Source organism: Micromonospora sp. NPDC023966, from assembly GCF_040639095.1.
In the GTDB taxonomy this organism is placed as follows: domain Bacteria; phylum Actinomycetota; class Actinomycetes; order Mycobacteriales; family Micromonosporaceae; genus Micromonospora.
Genome location: NZ_JBEZZJ010000031.1, coordinates 1 through 16,619 on the forward strand (window position 1 = coordinate 1; position 16,619 = coordinate 16,619).

Annotated in this window: 19 protein-coding genes and 1 pseudogene; 7 read left to right on the top strand and 13 right to left on the bottom strand. The window is 69.7% G+C overall.

Going from position 1 to position 16,619, the window contains the following annotated elements; all coding sequences use genetic code 11:
* Positions 1 to 356: 356 nt before the first annotated feature.
* The 3 genes from AB0F68_RS27780 to AB0F68_RS27790 all read right to left on the bottom strand — a co-directional run bounded on the left by AB0F68_RS27780 (position 357) and on the right by AB0F68_RS27790 (position 2,303).
* Positions 357 to 1,289, bottom strand: a complete 933-nt coding sequence (locus AB0F68_RS27780) for a hypothetical protein (RefSeq protein ID WP_357343487.1) — start codon at positions 1,287 to 1,289, stop codon at positions 357 to 359.
* A 242-nt stretch (positions 1,290 to 1,531) separates the two neighbouring features.
* Complete coding sequence (locus AB0F68_RS27785) at positions 1,532 to 1,915, bottom strand: hypothetical protein (RefSeq protein ID WP_197698956.1); 384 nt, start codon at positions 1,913 to 1,915, stop codon at positions 1,532 to 1,534.
* 13 nt (positions 1,916 to 1,928) lie between these two features.
* On the bottom strand, positions 1,929 to 2,303 hold the full coding sequence (locus AB0F68_RS27790) for a hypothetical protein (RefSeq protein WP_357343489.1): 375 nt from the start codon (positions 2,301 to 2,303) through the stop codon (positions 1,929 to 1,931).
* Between the two features lie 436 nt (positions 2,304 to 2,739).
* Here AB0F68_RS27790 and AB0F68_RS27795 point away from each other — a divergent pair, with 436 nt between their 5' ends.
* Complete coding sequence (locus AB0F68_RS27795) at positions 2,740 to 3,636, top strand: hypothetical protein (RefSeq protein WP_357343620.1); 897 nt, start codon at positions 2,740 to 2,742, stop codon at positions 3,634 to 3,636.
* 65 nt (positions 3,637 to 3,701) lie between these two features.
* Here AB0F68_RS27795 and AB0F68_RS27800 read toward each other — a convergent pair.
* Positions 3,702 to 4,094: pseudogene (locus AB0F68_RS27800) on the bottom strand (hypothetical protein); the annotation flags it as partial.
* Positions 4,095 to 4,366: 272 nt separating this feature from the next.
* On the opposite strand from AB0F68_RS27800, the gene AB0F68_RS27805 reads away from it, so the two are divergent.
* A complete protein-coding gene (locus AB0F68_RS27805) occupies positions 4,367 to 4,885 on the top strand; it encodes an IS110 family transposase (RefSeq protein WP_357343491.1) in 519 nt (172 codons plus the stop codon).
* A gap of 149 nt (positions 4,886 to 5,034) precedes the next feature.
* Here AB0F68_RS27805 and AB0F68_RS27810 read toward each other — a convergent pair whose 3' ends face one another.
* Positions 5,035 to 6,210: an MFS transporter gene (locus AB0F68_RS27810; RefSeq protein WP_357343493.1), complete on the bottom strand. Its 1,176-nt coding sequence runs from the start codon at positions 6,208 to 6,210 to the stop codon at positions 5,035 to 5,037.
* Positions 6,211 to 6,380: 170 nt separating this feature from the next.
* Between AB0F68_RS27810 and AB0F68_RS27815 the strand changes: the two genes are divergently transcribed.
* Together AB0F68_RS27815 and AB0F68_RS27820 are read left to right on the top strand one after the other, a co-directional pair.
* Complete coding sequence (locus tag AB0F68_RS27815; RefSeq protein WP_357343495.1) at positions 6,381 to 6,641, top strand: hypothetical protein; 261 nt, start codon at positions 6,381 to 6,383, stop codon at positions 6,639 to 6,641.
* 45 nt (positions 6,642 to 6,686) lie between these two features.
* Positions 6,687 to 8,522 carry an AMP-dependent synthetase/ligase gene (locus tag AB0F68_RS27820; protein ID WP_357343497.1) on the top strand — a complete coding sequence of 612 codons (1,836 nt, stop codon included), beginning with the start codon at positions 6,687 to 6,689 and terminating at the stop codon, positions 8,520 to 8,522.
* 73 nt (positions 8,523 to 8,595) lie between these two features.
* Here AB0F68_RS27820 and AB0F68_RS27825 read toward each other — a convergent pair whose 3' ends face one another.
* The 8 genes from AB0F68_RS27825 to AB0F68_RS27860 form a co-directional block, all read right to left on the bottom strand.
* Positions 8,596 to 8,892 (bottom strand): YciI family protein, encoded by a 297-nt coding sequence (locus tag AB0F68_RS27825; RefSeq protein WP_357343499.1) that lies wholly within the window; start codon positions 8,890 to 8,892, stop codon positions 8,596 to 8,598.
* Between the two features lie 68 nt (positions 8,893 to 8,960).
* Positions 8,961 to 9,479 carry a DinB family protein gene (locus tag AB0F68_RS27830; protein WP_357343501.1) on the bottom strand — a complete coding sequence of 173 codons (519 nt, stop codon included), beginning with the start codon at positions 9,477 to 9,479 and terminating at the stop codon, positions 8,961 to 8,963.
* A gap of 72 nt (positions 9,480 to 9,551) precedes the next feature.
* Positions 9,552 to 10,367 carry an NAD(P)-dependent oxidoreductase gene (locus tag AB0F68_RS27835; RefSeq protein WP_357343503.1) on the bottom strand — a complete coding sequence of 272 codons (816 nt, stop codon included), beginning with the start codon at positions 10,365 to 10,367 and terminating at the stop codon, positions 9,552 to 9,554.
* Positions 10,368 to 10,369: 2 nt separating this feature from the next.
* Positions 10,370 to 10,777 carry a cupin domain-containing protein gene (locus tag AB0F68_RS27840; protein WP_357343505.1) on the bottom strand — a complete coding sequence of 136 codons (408 nt, stop codon included), beginning with the start codon at positions 10,775 to 10,777 and terminating at the stop codon, positions 10,370 to 10,372.
* 50 nt (positions 10,778 to 10,827) lie between these two features.
* Positions 10,828 to 12,225, bottom strand: a complete 1,398-nt coding sequence (locus AB0F68_RS27845) for a PLP-dependent aminotransferase family protein (RefSeq protein WP_357343507.1) — start codon at positions 12,223 to 12,225, stop codon at positions 10,828 to 10,830.
* A gap of 125 nt (positions 12,226 to 12,350) precedes the next feature.
* Positions 12,351 to 13,325: an RNA polymerase sigma factor SigJ gene (gene sigJ, locus AB0F68_RS27850; protein ID WP_357343508.1), complete on the bottom strand. Its 975-nt coding sequence runs from the start codon at positions 13,323 to 13,325 to the stop codon at positions 12,351 to 12,353.
* A 23-nt stretch (positions 13,326 to 13,348) separates the two neighbouring features.
* Entirely contained in the window at positions 13,349 to 13,711 is a 363-nt protein-coding gene (locus tag AB0F68_RS27855) for a sigma factor (RefSeq protein WP_357343510.1), read from the bottom strand.
* Between the two features lie 91 nt (positions 13,712 to 13,802).
* Positions 13,803 to 14,237 (bottom strand): hypothetical protein, encoded by a 435-nt coding sequence (locus AB0F68_RS27860; RefSeq protein ID WP_357343512.1) that lies wholly within the window; start codon positions 14,235 to 14,237, stop codon positions 13,803 to 13,805.
* A 270-nt stretch (positions 14,238 to 14,507) separates the two neighbouring features.
* Here AB0F68_RS27860 and AB0F68_RS27865 point away from each other — a divergent pair, with 270 nt between their 5' ends.
* The 3 genes from AB0F68_RS27865 to AB0F68_RS27875 all read left to right on the top strand — a co-directional run bounded on the left by AB0F68_RS27865 (position 14,508) and on the right by AB0F68_RS27875 (position 16,522).
* A complete protein-coding gene (locus tag AB0F68_RS27865; protein WP_357343514.1) occupies positions 14,508 to 15,113 on the top strand; it encodes a copper resistance CopC family protein in 606 nt (201 codons plus the stop codon).
* A 235-nt stretch (positions 15,114 to 15,348) separates the two neighbouring features.
* A complete protein-coding gene (locus AB0F68_RS27870) occupies positions 15,349 to 16,026 on the top strand; it encodes a 3-beta hydroxysteroid dehydrogenase (RefSeq protein WP_357343516.1) in 678 nt (225 codons plus the stop codon).
* Between the two features lie 49 nt (positions 16,027 to 16,075).
* Complete coding sequence (locus AB0F68_RS27875) at positions 16,076 to 16,522, top strand: hypothetical protein (protein ID WP_357343518.1); 447 nt, start codon at positions 16,076 to 16,078, stop codon at positions 16,520 to 16,522.
* Positions 16,523 to 16,619 lie beyond the last annotated feature (97 nt).

Below are 16,619 nucleotides of genomic sequence, written 5' to 3' on the forward strand. Positions count from 1 at the left end.
TACCCAGCCGAGAGCATCGAAGTAGTCCTGCCGTTGCCGCACCATCGTCACGCGATCACGATAGTGCCGATCATCAGGACGGAGGCATCCGCTATTCGGCACGTCCGGACGTTGGGCGCCTGCGCGGCGGTCATCGTCCGTGACGCCCGGTCGGCGGCAGATCCGGATGCCGTCGCCCAGAGATCTCGGACGTCGTCCGACACGAGGTCGGTGGCCGTCGCTCAACAGGCAGAGCACCGGCGTTCGACGGAGGTTGAGGGTTGGAGACCCCCGGCCATCCGGCGCCTCAGGGCTGCCGGCCGACATGGCGGCAGCAGTGGATGGCTGGCGCCGCCGATGGTGTGGCAACGGTCCGGCTACCCGGCTGCGGCCGGCGCCCGTGCGGCCGTGTTCTCGGCTGCCGCGGCTCTACGTTCGACCAGCAGGAATAGCGCCACGAGGCTGATCAGCCCCCCGGCTACGCAGGTGAGGAACGTGCCGGTTGCGTGGGCGGCGAAGGTTTGGCCGGCGGGCGCCCACTGATCGCCGGACAGGATGGTGGGCATGCTGAGGAAACCGGTGCCGACCATGCCGCCGGCACCGAGCCACGTCGCGATCAGGGGCAGCGTGAACCGCCGCTCCTTGCCCCATCTGTGGACGAGCACGAGTACGCCCAGGACAGCGCACAAGATCTGCATCGCCGCCACAACGTCGCCGAGCCGTAGCCAGACGTCCCGCGGCCCGGGGTGCAGCCCGACGGTAGCGCCGAACGCCCAGGACAGCCGCAGGCCGGCCAGGCCGGTGGCCAATACTGCGGCTGCCCACGCCAACGGAACCTGCGCCAGGTGCGTTGAACCCGCCGGCACCTGCCCCACGGTGCCCAGCAGAGCAGTGCGGAACCGGGCCCACGCGTAGACCGGGAAGGCGACCGCGAGTCCGGCGCCCAGCACGATGAAGCTGCCGTAGACGATGACGAAGGTCCACGGCTCGAGCGTCGGTTCAGTGCCATCTGCAGCCGTGGCCGGGGGTGCCCACCAACCGGCAGCCACGAATACCGCAGCCGCCGGCATGAGGACGATGAACGGAGCGAGCAGCCCGGCGCCGACCCACATCGGCACAGCGATCAGCCAAAGTGGGATGCGCATTCCCCAGGAACGTACCGTGGCCAGCGCCACGATCGCCCCTACGATGCCGAGGCCGGCGGTACTGATGTTGCCGGCCATCCAGTCAGCACGGGAGAGTCCGCGCATCTCGCTGATGCCGACCGAACTTCCGGCGATCCAGGCAACCTTCAGCAACGTGTAGGTCAATGCCGCACCGAACGCCGCATAACCAGCGATTCGCCCCGCCTTCACCGCACCCCCCGGATGGTCGACGCTGCGGATCCGCAGACTTCAGTGATTGCGATAAGCATTGCTGGGCAACATCAATGTGAGAGCTCAGACCGATTACAGCCGAGGACAATTGCCGTCCCGGGCCGAAACTTGTCAAGGCCGGTGGGACCAGTGGGTGTTACGCCGCTGTCGGGACGCGACCCGGTGGCGACGGGCGATCATCGGGCCAGCGTGCGCCGGCGCCAGTAGTTGGCCGCGACCGCGAGAACGAGCGGCCCCCACGCCAGCAGCGGGACGTAGAGTGACACGATCCCCGGCCCGGGCGGGGTCCGCTCGACATCGTGCTGCCCGACCAACACCGGTCCCCGATCGACAAAGTGAAATGTCATGTTGAGCACGGCGTACAGGCAGAGTCCGATGACCAGCGAAGCCCCGACCAGCGCGGGGACCGCGGCCGCCCGGGCTGGAATGGTCCGACCACCGACGCCGGGCACCCAGCCGGGGATTCGCTCACCCCAGTGGTGGACGAGGCCGAGGGTGAGCAGCGCGAGCCCCATGGACAGGCCGGAGAGCAGGAGGAGGTACCAGCCCCCGTTCGCCATGCTGACCGTGCCGTCAATTGCGGCGGTAGCGCGCCAGATCGTCGATGGCAACACGCAGAGCGGCACGGCATAGGCCGCCCACACCGCCCAGCGCGGCGCGGCCGTCGAGTCCCGACTTGTCGTTGACTTTTGCATGGCTCTCCCTCGTTCTGGGCCTGAAGCCATGCTCGTAGACCAGACCTGACCCGGAATCCACCACGGGAGCTAGCACCGTCCCCCGGCGGAGGGAGAACGAACGGCGCTTCTGGGTCAGCCCCGCGCACTTCGCAGCCTGGCCGGTCCTCAGCGAGTCGTGGCATGCGTCGACAATCCGGGCCACGCGTCGCGCGTGCATGTCGGCTTCGGCCTCGGCGGGCAGGTCTGCACATTGACCATGGTCGCCGGTCATCCGCTGCCCGCCATCCTTACCGCCGGGGGTCGATCTCTCCCGGCCGGCCGAACTCGGGTTGATGTTGGATGGTCACAACTCGCCTCTTTCGCGTCTGGCAGCTGCGGTGAAGCTTCTGGCGGTGCCTCTCGGGATGAGGCGTCGCCGTATCGGCGTCTCCGGCGGAACAGGCGTCCGCTTCTCGGCACGTCCCGATGCAGGGCACCCTGCGATCCGGTTACCTTCCGTGACGAGCGCATCGCGGCATGAGAGTGCGGCTGGTCGTCATCGCGGGCAGGTCCCGCCCCCAACCGGGAGAACACCTTCGAATGAGTAGGTCACTTTGTCCGGTCTCCGGGAGCGCGTGCGGACCGAGTCACATATGTGGCTGGATCGCCGTCACCGGATCGCCGCTCGGAGCAACGCCCGCCGGCCGTGGGGGTCTAGGCTGGCCCGCATGCCTGCCGATCATCACGCATTTGACCTCGGCCAGCTGATAGAGCTCGTCAACGCCGGATATTTTGAGGAGGCCAGGGACTTTGCGTGGCTGGGCTTTGTACCCCCCGGCAAGGCGTCGAGCATCAACACCGTCGCCGGACTCAAGCCGCAGCAGATGGCGACGGAGATGGGGATCTCCGCGATGGAGCCGCCGAGCGCGATCGCTCTGGTGCGGCGGCGCTGCCCGGGCATCGTCATCGCCATGGGCCGCCCAGGCGACTCCGATCCGCGCCAGCCCTTGCGCCCGGGCGGCGCCATGCTGTGGCACTACGATGGTACCAACGAGAGCCCGGCCCTGCCCCCGCCCGACCCGGGCGCCGCGCGGGTGGTGGCGGAGCTTGCCGCGCAACGGTCCTGGGGCCCGCCTCCGGTCACCTTCCATGCGGCGGCGCGGCTGCGCGAGGTACCCGTCAAAGAATTGTTGTCCTTGCTTGTCCATCCGCCGCAGTCGCCGGTGCACGCACGGATGTCCGTGTGGGAGCGGACCGTGCAGGCGTGGTGCTGCCTTGGCCTGCTGCACCGCGGTGAAACGGGGCTGCTGGCCGACATCGTCTTCGGCGTCGAGGACTGGACCACCGAGGCGGCCGTCTACGCGCTGGTGGTCTCGGCGTGGATGGAGCCGGCGCAACGGGCCGGCGTCGCCGCGCTGGTGGCGGAGCGCTTCGAGAAAGCGCTTGCAGCGCAACAGACCCGGCCCGTGCTCATCGCGGCGTCGCTGGCGCAGCTGGCCTGCGTGACTCCGGACCTGCCCGCCGCCGTCCGCGACGCGGCCCGGCAGGAGCTTGCCGAAGACGTGCTGCCCCCGGCGCAACCACAGCCCAAACGGACGCTGTGGGACAAGCTGCGGGGCCGCTGAAACCAGCGTGCCGGCGTGATTTCCGGCGGCGAGTGGCCAGGTGGCCGCGTCCGCGCGGCCTCGTCAATGTCGTTGCACTCCAGCATGACAATCGCGCCGATGACCTCTTTGAGTTCCAGGTACGGCCGGTCGGTGATCAGCGTCTGGCCATTCGCGCCGGCGCGCACTGTCTTTGCCGTGTCCCGGGGCTGTAGCTCGGCGCCGCCGTCGGCGACCTTGCCGGTCGGCTGCCACCGGTCGAACCACTCGTAGACCTGCTTCATCACGTCTTGTTCGTCGGCCGGGGACAATGCGGTCCATTCGCGGTCGTCGCCGACGATCAGCATCGCGTACTTCATCAATGCTCCTTGTGGTTGGGAGGGCTGCTTCGTCCGTGTGACGAATGGCCGGCACCGGTCCTCGACAGGTTCCGCCAAACTTCTTGCCGAAGCGTCGGCGCCCAACGGCTTTAGGGTCATTGAGTTGAGCCATCAGCACAGCGAAGAGCCGTGGTGGCAGGGCAATTGGAAGATCCCGTACAGCGCGGAGCGGGTCTTGGCGATCACGGCTCAGGCGCTCCTGGCGTACTCGACAACCCGCTCGTGAGGCTGCGGACATCATCGCGGCGAGTTTCGAACGCTTTCAGTAAAACGCGCTCACATCGGCATGTCCGGAAGCTGGGCGGCCCAAGTCGCTCTGACGCTCCGTAGCGCGCTGACCCCGGCAGATGCGGGCCTTGTAGGTTCGGCCGATGCGCTCGGCCGGCGAGCTGACCGGGCTCGTCGCGGCCGCCGGCAGCGCCCTGCAGGAGCTCAACGGCATCGGCCCGTCCGGCGCTGCCCGACTGATCGGCGACATCGGTGACGTCAGCCGGTTCGCCACGCGTGGGCACTTCGCCTCCTGGAACGGCACCGCACCTCTGGATGCCTCGTCCGGTGACCAGAAACGCCACCGGCAGTCCCGGGCCGGGAACCGGCGCATCAATCGCGTCCTGCACATCATGGCCATCGTCCAGTTGCGCCACGACACCGAGGGGCGTGCGTATTACCGGCGCAAAGTCGCCGCGGGCAAGACTCCGATGGAAGCCATGCGCTGCCTGAAACGACGCCTATCCGACGTCGTCTACAAGCAGATGATCAAGGACCCACGGCAGCGAGGACGGGCCGGGAGGACACGCGGGGGCGGCTCTTCAATCCAGCGCAGTCGACCCGATCCCCATGGTCAACACTTCGGAACAGTCACTTCCCGGACCCGCCGACTGCCAGCCTAGAACACCGCTCCTCGCCGCCTCTTGACACAGAGAGGTGACACGTGCGGACGAGAACCGGGGTCAGCTCGGTGTGACGCTGCGTCGCGCACGGTCGGCGGCTAGATGAGTGCGGTGCTGGCCCTACCGCGGTGCTCTCGCCGACTCGTTCGTCATCCACCACTTCGCTGCGGTGACGGGCGGACGGGCCGGGTCGCCGGGCGAACGGTAGCGACGAACAGGGCCAGGGCGACGGCCTGAATGCCGGCTACGACGATGACCAGGGCGGTGATGGAGTAGTCATAGAGGGCGCCGGTAAGCAGCCCACCGACCAGCGTCGCCCCGCCCAACCCGGCGGCGAAGATCCCGTAGGCCGTGCCCCGCCTCGCAGCGGGGACGATGTCCGCGATGGCGGCACGCATGGTGGATTCCTGGATGCCGAGCACGGCGCCCCAGGCCAGGACCCCGGCGACCGCGGTCGCCGAGGTGGTGGTGAAGGCGGCCAGCGGGATCAGGGCGGTCAGCAGGGGTACGGCGGCGAGCACTCGGAAGCCGGCCCGGTCGTACAGCCACCCGGAGGCCAGCGCCGCGAGCGCGTCGACGCCCATTGCGGCGGCGTACACGACCGGGACCACCACCACCGGTACGACGTGCCGGGTGGCGAGGTGAAAGCTGAGCACGCCGAAGGTGGCGTAGCCGGCCGTGGTCAGCACCGTGAAGGCCAGATAGGTCCAGAACACGCGGGGCAGCCGGGCGCCCGGCGGGGCGGGCGCCGCACCGGGTGAGGGGCCCGGTTCGAAGCGACCCGGATCGGGCACGCCGGCGCGCAGCCAGAGCAGCAGGAGCAGCACCGCCACAGCCGGCACGGCCAGGGCGAGGAACGCGGGCCGGTAGTGGTGGGCGGTGGCGGCCAGCACGGCGGCGACCAGCAACGGCCCGGCAACGGCCCCGGCCTGATCGAGCGCCTCGTGGACGGCGAAGCCCTTTCCACGGCCCACCGCCGAGGCGGCGTGGGAGAGCATGACATCCCGCGCCGGGCCACGGATCGCCTTACCGGCACGCTCCGCGACGAACAGCAGTGCAGCCAGCCACAACGCGCTGGTCAGCCCGAGCGCGGGCACCGCCACCAGGGTCAGGACGTAGCCGATCAGGACCAGCGGCCAGTAGGCCCGGGTCCGGTCGGCGAGGGGTCCGGTGCCCAGCCGTCCGGCCAGGGCGAACGCCTCCCCGACGCCGGTGACCAGGCCGACGAGGGCCGCGGATGCGCCGAGGGTGGCCAGGTAGGGGCCGATGACCGACCGGGCGCCCTCGTACACCACGTCCGACAGCAGACTGACAACACCGAACACGGTCACGAACCGCCACGGCGTCCACCTGATTGTCGGCGCGGCGATTTTCACCCATGCAGTCTGGCCTACCGGCGTGCGGGCCCGGTGCGGATCAGCACGAGCGGAGCGTTTGCCCGGGTATACCTCGGGCAATCGCGCGGCGGAGCACCGACCACGGGGAGGCGCAGGTAATGAAGATCCACGACCCGGCCAGTCAGGCGATGCAGAAGGACTACGACGTCACCGACATCGAGCGCCTGATGGGCAAACGGGACTGGAAGAACTACGACGACGTGATCAAGTGGCTGAAGAAGGAGGGTGATGAGGACCGGCGGTTCACCCCAGGCGAGGTTCAGCACATGATCGACGACTTCTCCCGGGCGCGGGACAAGGGCATCGACTTCTCGCAGGAGCCCGAGCAGCTCTACAAGAAGCTGAAGAGCACCCGATAGAGCTTGCGGGGACGCATCGGTCTAGAGCCAGGGGGCGTACGGGGCATGCGGGGCAGCGTCGCGGTAAAGCCGAAGGTGACCGGCGGCGAGTCGGTGGGGCTGGCCGACGTGGTCTGGGACAACGCCCGGCGGAAACCGGACACGGTGCAGTTTCTTCGCCCGAACCCGGACGTCCGGTCGTGGCCCGCGCAGCAGTCCGGCGTCGGCGACGCGGGTGCGGTGACCTGCCGGCAGTTCCGCGACGACGTGGTGGCGTTGGCGCGAGGGCTCATCGCCGCGGGGGTCGAGCCGGGCGCCCGGGTGGCGTTGATGAGCCGCACCCGCTACGAGTGGACCCTGGTCGACTACGCGGCGTGGACGATCGGCGCGGTGACCGTTCCGGTGTACGACACCGCGAGCGCCGAACAGCTGGCCTGGATTCTGGCCGACTCCGGCGCGGTGGCGTGCGTGGTGGAGACAGCTGAACACGCCGCCGCGCTGGCTGGCGTGCGGGACAGGCTGCCCGGGCTGGGCCAGGTGTGGCAGATCGACGCCGGTGACCTGACACAGGTGGCGGGCCGGGGCCGGGCCGTCGACGACGAGCAGGTGGAGGCCCGCCGTGGGGCGGTGTCGGGCGGGGACGTGGCGACGATCGTCTACACGAGCGGGACGACGGGCCGGCCGAAGGGCTGCGTGCTGACGCACCGCAACATCGGCCTCGACGTCGGCAACGCGGTCGCGGCCCTGCCGGAGTTGTTCCATGAGAGGGCGTCGACGGTGCTCTTCCTGCCGTTGGCGCACGCGTTCGCCCGGATGATCCAGGTGGGGATGGTGCAGACCCGGGCGACGATGGTGCACAGCGCCAGCATGAGCGGCGTGATGGGTCAGCTACGTCGATACCGGCCGACGTTCGTCCTCGCGGTGCCGCGAGTGTTCGAGCGGATGTACAACCGGGCGCAGCAGAAGGCCATCGAGAGCCACCAGGGTCGCCTCTTCACCATGGCGGACCAGGTGGCGGTGCGGTACAGCCGAGCGCTCGACCGCCCGGCCGGCCCCGGCCCGATGCTCCGGCTGGCGCGGCGGGTCTTCGACCTGCTGGTCTACCGGAAGCTGCGGGCGGCGCTCGGCGGTCGATGCACCGTCGCGATCGTCGGCGGCGCCCCGCTCGGTGAGCGGCTCGGCCACTTCTTCCGCGGCGCCGGCCTGACGGCGCTGGAGGGATACGGGTTGACCGAGACGTCCCCGGCGCTGGCGGCGAACCGGCCCTCGGCGATGCGGATCGGCACGGTCGGCCGGCCACTACCGGGCGTGGAGTTGGCGATCGCCGACGACGGCGAGGTCCTCGTCCGCGGCGAGGTCGTGTTCCAGGGCTACTGGAACAACCCGTCGGCCACCCGCGCGGCGTTCACCGCCGACGGCTGGTTCCGCACCGGCGACCTCGGCAGCCTCGACGAGGACGGCTATCTGCGGATCACCGGACGCACCAAGGAGATCCTCGTGACCGCGGCCGGCAAGCACATCGTGCCCGCACCGATGGAGGATCGGGTACGCGCGGACCCGCTGGTCAGCAACTGCATGCTCGTCGGCAACGCCAAGCCGTACGCCGCCGCTCTGATCACCATCGACCCGCAGGCGTGGTCGCGGTGGCGAACCGCTCACGGCCACCCGCACGCATCGGTGGCGGACCTGCGCGACGACCCCGCCCTGCGCGGCGAGATCCAGGCTGCCATCGACCGAGCGAACAGCCCGGTCTCCAAGGCGGAGGCGATCAAGACCTTCCGCATCCTGCCCGACGACTTCACCGAGGCCAACGGTGAGCTAACCCCCACCTTGAAAATCAGACGGGAAGTGGTGGAGCAGCACCGTGCCGCCGAGATCGAAGCCCTCTACGCCGGCCATTAGGTGCTGTCTTCAAAGGACTCCTTATCAGCCCGCCTCGGCAGCACACCTGGCCGATCTGGGAGCCGATCTGCTGTTACGCACGCCGTCCGTCGAGCCGGATTGTCCACGGCTCCACACTGTCAACCTGTAGATGCGTTTCGCTCCACGGATCGCGGGCGAGGGCAGCGCGGACGAGGTCTTCAGACTCGGCGTCGACGACGAGCACCACCCTGTGCTCGTCTGCCAGCGGCCCGCCTAGGACGACGGAGCCCGTATTCACCAGTTCGTCCATGAACGCCGCGTGCGCGGGCCAGTCGGACTGCTCTTGCATGGGCCGTGACGGGTCCCATTGAGGGCCGGATCGGCGAAGCAGGACGAGGAACGTGGCCACGCCACGGACATTACTGCACGGGCAACTTCGCCGGGCCCCGCGAAATCAGCCGCCACCACCCGGGGCACTCAGGTGCCCTTCGCTCCGTCGATGGCTTGTCGCAGCATGTCGGCGTGCCCGTTGTGGCGGGCGTACTCAGCGATCATTTGCAGGTACACGTAGCGCAGCGACGCCACGTCCTCGTCCGGAAATGCAAAGGTGTCGTCCATCGAAGCCGTGGCCACAGCCTTGCGGGCGAGTTCTGTCTCCTCGATCAGAAGGGCATAGTCGGATTGGGCGCTCGCCGGGTCGATGTCCTCGAAGTCGGCGTCGCGCCAACCCGCCGTAGAGTAGAGCGTCTCCAACGGTTCGCCGCGAAAGAGCGTCCGAAACCATGTGCGCTCCACTTTGGTCATGTGCCGGAGCAGACCGAGGAGCGAAAGGTTCGTGAAGGCCAATGGCGTCCGCGCCAGCTGTTCGGCGTCAAGGCCGGCGCACTTGTGAAGCAGCGTGGCGCGATGCCAGTCGAGAAGATTCCGAAGGTGATCGGCCTCCGGTGCGATGAGGATGTCACTGGGACGGCTCACCTCAGGGGCAGTCCAAGTCATCCGACAATGATGCCACGTGCCGAGGCCCAGCAGCATGCGGTGCGCCCGGGCCCCAGGGGGCGGGCGGACCGCTCACAGGGCGGCGAATCCCGCTCGCCAGGAGGGATACTTCGGGGTCCAGCCGAGGTGCTTGCGGGCGTAGTGGTTGCTCGCTCCCCGCGCCCAGCCGTGCCGCTCCCCCTCGGTCACTGCGGGGGCCGGGACTCCCGCCGCCGCGCAGAACGCGGGCACCCACTCGGCGGCCGGGGCGGGCTCGTCGTCGCAGACGTTGACCGCGCCGGACGGCCAGTCCAGGGCGGCGAGCGCGGCGGCGACGGCGTCGTCGACATGCAGCAGGCTGCTCACGTCCGCGTCAGCGAGGACCTTTCCGGCGGCGGCGAGCTGAGCCATTTGGCCGTCGCGGGCGTACCAGGTGTCCGGGCCGTAGAGGGTGCCGTACCGCAGCACGATCCACTCGGGTGCCTCCTGGACGGCGGATTCGAGCGCGGCGACAGCGGCCACACTGGTCTGCCGTGGCTCGGCGGCGTGGAGGTCGAGCGGATCCTCCTCCGTCGCCGGTTCGGCGCCCGGCTCGTACGCCCAGGCGATGCTCTGGGCCACAATCCGGCGTACCCCAGCGGCGAGCGCCGCGTCGACGAGGTTGCGGGTCCCGACCCGGCGCAGCCGCGCATTGGCGGCACGGTCACCGGTGCTCAGGCTGGTGAGCTGGTGCAGCACCGCGTCGGGCCGGACGTCACGCACAGCGGCGGCCACCGCATCCCGGTCGAACACGTCGACGGCGAGCGGTCCGTTTCGGGCCAGGCCGACGACCTCGTGCCCCTGGGCGGTCAGCAGGGGCGCGAGTCGGCGGCCGATGACGCCGGTCGAGCCGGCGAGCAGGATCCGCATGATCAGGCTGCTCCGTCGGTCGGCCGGGGCGCCCGGCGGTCCTTGCGCTCTTCGAGTTCCTCGGGGCTGACGTACACCAGCATCTCCTGGTTCGGTGCGCAGACCATGACAGCCAGGAACTTGGTCGGCCGGTCCGGCAGGTTGTTGGCGGCCTGGTAGTGGATGACGTCGCCGCCGGGCTCCCAGAATGCCTCACCAGCCTTGATCACCCGTTCCGGCTCGCCCTCCAGCTCGAAGATCATCTCGCCCTCGAGCAGATAGCCGAAGACCGGGCCGGAGTGCCGGTGCGGCGGCGCGCCGGGGTCACCCGGCGGTAGTTCGACTGTCCCGGTCATGACGTGCGAGCCCTCCGGCAGCACCGGCGGCATGGCCGTGCCCAGCAGCACGACCTCGTTGTTTCCCATCCTCATGGTTTGCATGATCCGAACGTATCCCCGCCTAGACCAGCGGAATGGTCCAGTCAGCGACCGCTCTGCTGGACCAGTTCGCCGAGTCCAGTGAGCGCCGCCTGCCAGGCGTGCGAGGGCGGCGCCGCGTACCCAAGGACCAGGGCCGCCGCCTGCCGCTCATCCGCCGGATCGTGCCAGTAGTCGCTGCTGTACAGGCCGATCAGATGCAGGCCCTGGCGGCGCCCGGCCTGAATCAGCCGGTGCTCCTGCGCCGCCGAGGCCAGCGGCAGCAGCGCATGCATGCCAGCCGCGATGCCCGAAAGCGGGGTGGTGGTCACCTCGGCCAGCCGGTCGGCCAGCTCGGCCCGGCGGCGCTGGTAGATCAGGCGCATGCGGCGAATGTGCCGGTCGTAGTCGCCATGCGTGAGCAGGTCGGCCATCGCCAGCTGTTCGATCGCGGAGACCGCCGCGCCGGACTCCAGAAGTGTCACCGCCAGGTCGCGGCGCAGCGACTCGGGCACGACGAACCAGCCCAGGCGTACGCCCGGCGCCAACGACTTGCTCGTGCTGCCTGCGTACACGATCCGCTCCGGCGCCAACGCCTGCATCGCGCCCACCGGCCGCTGGTCGTAGCGGAACTCGCCGTCGTAGTCGTCCTCGATCACGAACGCGTCGTGCCGCCGCGCCCAGGCGATGAACCGATAGCGGTGCTGCGGGGCGAGCACCACGCCGGTCGGATGCTGGTGCGCCGGGGTGAGCAGCGCCGCCTGCCCCGCCGCCTCGTCCGGGTCGGCCCCGCCCGCGCCGACGGTGAGCGGGGTTACCGTCAGGCCGGCGGCACGCAGCAGCATTCGGTGATGGGTCAGGCCGGGGTTCTCGGTGGCGACGGCGCGCACGCCGCGCCGGTGCAGCGCCCGCGCCAGCAGGGCGAGGCCCTGGGTGAAGCCCGCGGTGATCACCACCGCGTCCGGATCGCAGCGCACCCCACGGGTACGCACGAGATAGCCGGCCACCGCCGCCCGCAACGCGGGCAGCCCCGCCGGGTCGGGGTAGTCCAGCGTGCCGCGCGACGCCGTCGCCAGCGCCCGGCGGACACTGCCGGCCCAGGCCGTACGCGGGAACGAACCGAGATCAGGAATCCCCGGCCGCAACTCGATCACCGGCCCGGGCGTCGTCGCCGGCCGCGGTTCCCGGCGCGAGCCGGGCGGCTCCTGGGGCAGGTTCGCGACCCGGGTGCCCGAGCCGGGCGCCGTCACCAGCCACCCTTCCGCCACCAGCTGCGCGTACGCCTGCACGACCGTCCCCCGGGCCAGGCCCAGGTCGGCGGCGAGGCTTCGGCTTCCGGGCAGGCGCGACCCGGCCGGCAGCCGGCCGGTCCGAATGCTCTCTCGTAGCGCATTCTCCAGCGAACGACCCGGGAACCCCGCACCCCGATCGAACTCCAGATGCAGGTCGAGTGACTCTGCCATCCGCCAACGATCCCATCCGTGTGGCCGGCGCGACGTGTCGACGACGACCCCCGCAGCTTGTCAGCCAATCAACGGCCGCCGCCGCACACCAAATGCGGTTCTGTAATTCGCCTCGACACCGACGGCTATCGCTGGAACTGGGTCAGCTTCTCCGGGTTGAGGATGATCAGCACTCGTTCGATACCGTCGGGTGAGGCGTCGACGGTGACCAACCCGACGGAGGTTCCTGCTCGCGACACGAGGATCGCGGCCCGGCCGTTGGATTCGACGATCTCCAACGAGAGGTCGCTGCCGAACTTGCGGAACAGCCCCAGGATGTAGCGCGCCACGTTGTCGCGTCCGACGATGGGCACCCGTGCGGCCCGGACGGCGCCGCCGCCGTCGGCGTAGGAAACGGCTGTCTCGGCGAGCAGTTTTTCGAGCTGGGTCATGTCGCCGGATCGGGCGGCGGTGAGGAATGCACGCAGCAGACGGCCGTGGTCCGCGCGGGCGACCGGATCGCGCCGCTCCTGGGCCAGCTGCATCCGGGCGCGTCGGCCGAGCTGCCGCGCGTTCGCCTCACTGATGCCGAGTACCTCCCCGACCAGCCGGAACGGGTAGTCGAACGCCTCGTGCAGCACGTACACCGCCCGCTGTGCCGGGGTGAGCCGTTCCAACAGGAGCAGCACGGCAAGTTCGAGCGACTCGTTCCGTTCGGCCTGGAACATCGGGTCGGCGGAGGTGTCGACGGGCTCGGGTAGCCACGGCCCGGGATAGAGCTCGCGGCGGGCGCGAGCCGATGTCGCGGCGTTCAGAGCGACTCGAGAGGTGGTCGTGATCAAGAAACCGACCGGATCCCGTACCTGGCTGCGATCGGTCTGCTGCCACCGGAGCCAGACGTCCTGCACGACGTCCTCCGCCTCCGTGACGCTGCCGAGCATCCGGTAGGCGATGCCGAAGATCCGGGGACGGACCGCGTCGAACACCCCCAGGGCGTCCATCAGTGTCCCCTCTTTCGCTGGCCCTGCCATGACTGCCGCCTCGTCCCTTTCATCCTCGGATGTGCGGATGAGCTCGATCCACTGCCGATATCGCGGCGGTCGCTGAGCACCGGCGCACATGTGGATACCCCCGCACGGCCGTACTACAGCTTCGGCGCGTCACGCCAGGCACGCCATCGTCGGGGCACCGGGCCGGCAAGGGCGGGGTGACGTGCTCGGTCGACGGTCTGGCCGTCGGTACGGCGGGGGGCCGATTCACGTAGATCGACACAGATCCGCACGAGCGTGCCGACGAGCCAGGTGACCGGGCTGTCGATGCCGTCTTGTTCGTCGTCCTGCATCGTGTACCAGCGGACGTATGTCTCCCGTACCGCGTGTTCCGCCGCCGTGGCTGAGCCGAGCAGGCGGTGTGCGATGTTCTCGAGGAGCCGTCGTTCGGCGACGACCGCGCAGAACGTGCTGGGTAGCGCGGCCGACCGCGGCGGCCGGCGGGATTCGGGAACCATCAGTTCTCCCAGTGGTTGTCGGGGAGTTGGCGCTCCACGAAGGGTGGGTTCTGGTGCTGGCGGTTCATGGGGCCCGTTCGGGGGGATCGCCTCAGTGGGCGGCCGGAGCCGGCGCGAAGCCGAGTCGAGCCGCTCGGCGGTCGCGCAGCACCGTCAGCAGGATGATCACCAGGCCGACGAGCGCCACGGCCGCGTTTCCGGTGGTGAGGAGGACCGCCTCCCCGACGGTGGCGTTCTCCATGTTGGCGAGGTGATAGAAGAAGTGCGGCACCCCGAAGATCGAGTAGGCCGCCGCGGCGGGGATGACGAAGTGGGCCTTGGGTTTGACCGCCGCGATGCCCAGCAGCAACGCGATCGCCAGTGATGCGGTGCCGAAGTCCCGCGCGTAGTGCTCACTGAACGGCGGCGTGAGGTCCACCGTCGGGAAGTTCGCGTAGAAGCTCGCCGGCCAGATCGCGTTCCAGAGCCCGACCACGGCGTTGTCGACGAACAGGATCGCCAATGCGATGCGGATGATGACGGTCACGAGTTGTTGCTCCTTACGCTGTCCTGGCCGGCCGAGGTGTCACCGCGCAGTAGGGGTGCCAGCCGACGGAGCTGGGTGCGTCGGATGTCCATCGCCCGGTGGTGGGCGTGCTGTCACCGGTTACGGACCGAGCAGCTCTCCGATTTGTGACAGGTCGCCGAGCGGCCGGCCCTGCTGTCACGAATCGCGGCGTCGTTCGGTCCCACTTTCGGACGCCGCGGTCGTCTGCGGCGGAGGGAGCATGCCATGTACAGACGTGTTGCCGAGGGCGTGACCGGCGAGCCGGGCACCGGCCGGGCACCTCTCATTCGTCGTACCCTCGGGTTGATCGTCACGGTCGCGCTGGCTGCTGGTCTCCCGCTGGCGGGCGCGCCAACCCCTGTGTTCGCCCACGGCGCGACGCACTCGATCACGCCGGCGGACGGTGCCGCGCTCCCGACCGCCCCGCGCCGGGTTGAGGTGGTGTTCGCCGCCGCGATCAACCCGGACAGCACCGTCACGATCATGGACCGCACGGGGACGGACTGGGCCGGCGGTCGACCAGCCGTCAGAGGCGCGACGCTCATCCAGCCGGTGGACGCGGGTATGCCCGACGGCGGGTACGAGATCAGCTGGCGAGCGACCTTCACCGACGGACACCCGGTGGCCGGCACAGCCGGGTTCACCGTGGGAGCGGACGCGGCGGCTGCCGCCGCGGCGAACCCGTTCCGTGCCCGGGTCACCCATGGTGCAGTGGTCGCGTTCTACGCCGCCGCAGGCGTGGCCGTACTCGCTCTCCTTTTCGCGATCATGACGGTTTCACGCGGTGTCTACACCGCCGGCAGGCGCAGCTTCCCGGCCTCGGGGCGGGGCGAGCGTGAGCATTCCACGCTTTAGGGCGTTTTGCTGAACTTCGGCCTTGGCGGGAAGTCAGATAGGTAGGACCAACGGTGACGGCACAGCGCTTGATGTCCTTTTCACACCGGCGCCCGGACCGGGCGACGCACCACTGCGGCGTCACGGCTGACGTGGATCGGGAGGTAGTTCAGTGCGTATCGCGGTAGCCGGCGGGACCGGCGGCGTCGGACGACGCGTCGTCGACGCCGTCGGGGCCGCGGGCCACGAGCCCGTCGTGCTCGCCCGCTCCACAGGCGTGGACCTGATGCGCGGCTCCGGGCTGGACGACGCGCTGACCGGCGTTGCGGTCGTGATCGATGTCAGCAACGTGGTGACGACGAGCCGGAAGAAGTCGGAGAAGTTCTTCGGCACGGCGACCGGCAACCTGCTCGCTGCCGGCCAGCGCGTCGGTGTGCGGCACCACGTCGTTCTGTCGATTGTCGGCGTCGACCGGGTGAATCTCGGCTACTACGCAGGCAAGCGACGCCAGGAGGCGCTCGTTCTGGACGGCCGGGTACCCGCGACGGTGCTCCGCTCGACCCAGTTCTACGAGTTCGCCGCGCAGGCGATCGCCTATTTCGCACCGGTCGCGGTGGTGCCCCAGATGCTCAGCCAGCCGATCGCGGCCCACGAAGTCGCCCGCTGTCTGGTCGACCTCGCCTTGGCGAACCCGGCCGGCTTGGTGTCGGACATCGCCGGCCCCCAGCAGCTGAGAATGCCGGACATGGCTCGCCGCCTGCTACGTGCTGGTGGCAGTCACCGCGTCGTCCTTCCGCTCCGCCTTCCGGGAGCCACCGGTCGGGCCATCGCCGGAGGTGGCCTGCTGCCCACCGGGCCCGGCCCCCGAGGCCGGCAGACCTTCGACGAGTGGTTGGCGAGCCCGGCGGCACAGAGCACCACGAGGCGGGCCTGATGAAGGGCCGACACCCGTTGCGCCAGAGGACCGCACCCGAGGCTCTGCGGTGACCGCGCTGATCCGGATCGCCCTGGCCGTTCTCTTCCTCGACGAACTCGTCGTCGGGTTCTGGAACCACGCCTTTCCCGAGAACTTCTACAAGAACTTTCCGACCGTCGCCCTCACCCCGCCGTTCAGCGAGCACTACGCGCGAGACTTCGGCGGAGCCACCCTCGGCCTCGCCGTCGTTCTCGGCATAGCACTCGTCGCGCCCCGCGCCGTGTTCACCATCCCCGCGGCGGCCGCATTCTCGACCTTCGCCATACCCCACTTCTTCTTCCACGTGACCCACCTCGACCACGCCACCCGTGGCGAGGCCGTGTTCCTCACGGCTGCCAATGCCGTCGTCGCCCTGCTCGGCCTTCTCGTCATCGCCCTGACACTTGTCCGCGACGCGAGGCATCGCCGACGGCACGGCGTCGAACGGCCCCGGAGCGGAACCGCCAGCGGATAATCGACTGGCAGCAGAGCCGACCGCCCGACAGCCCAGTGGGACAGGTGATGGGGAAAGAAGAGCCAGTCGGGTTGCTGAGGGCGCCCGGGGAGCGACA

Bases quoted from the DNA above. Each gene is read 5' to 3' on its own strand.
- AB0F68_RS27830 (WP_357343501.1), bottom strand. From the start codon at position 9,479: ATGACTTGGACTGCCCCTGAGGTGAGCCGTCCCAGTGACATCCTCATC.
- AB0F68_RS27795 (WP_357343620.1), top strand. From the start codon at position 2,740: ATGCCTGCCGATCATCACGCATTTGACCTCGGCCAGCTGATAGAGCTC.
- sigJ (WP_357343508.1), bottom strand. From the start codon at position 13,325: ATGTGCGCCGGTGCTCAGCGACCGCCGCGATATCGGCAGTGGATCGAG.
- AB0F68_RS27785 (WP_197698956.1), bottom strand. From the start codon at position 1,915: ATGGCGAACGGGGGCTGGTACCTCCTCCTGCTCTCCGGCCTGTCCATG.
- AB0F68_RS27820 (WP_357343497.1), top strand. From the start codon at position 6,687: ATGCGGGGCAGCGTCGCGGTAAAGCCGAAGGTGACCGGCGGCGAGTCG.
- AB0F68_RS27815 (WP_357343495.1), top strand. From the start codon at position 6,381: ATGAAGATCCACGACCCGGCCAGTCAGGCGATGCAGAAGGACTACGAC.
- AB0F68_RS27805 (WP_357343491.1), top strand. From the start codon at position 4,367: ATGCGCTCGGCCGGCGAGCTGACCGGGCTCGTCGCGGCCGCCGGCAGC.
- AB0F68_RS27845 (WP_357343507.1), bottom strand. From the start codon at position 12,225: ATGGCAGAGTCACTCGACCTGCATCTGGAGTTCGATCGGGGTGCGGGG.
- AB0F68_RS27840 (WP_357343505.1), bottom strand. From the start codon at position 10,777: ATGAGGATGGGAAACAACGAGGTCGTGCTGCTGGGCACGGCCATGCCG.
- AB0F68_RS27835 (WP_357343503.1), bottom strand. From the start codon at position 10,367: ATGCGGATCCTGCTCGCCGGCTCGACCGGCGTCATCGGCCGCCGACTC.
- AB0F68_RS27855 (WP_357343510.1), bottom strand. From the start codon at position 13,711: ATGGTTCCCGAATCCCGCCGGCCGCCGCGGTCGGCCGCGCTACCCAGC.
- AB0F68_RS27790 (WP_357343489.1), bottom strand. From the start codon at position 2,303: ATGACCGGCGACCATGGTCAATGTGCAGACCTGCCCGCCGAGGCCGAA.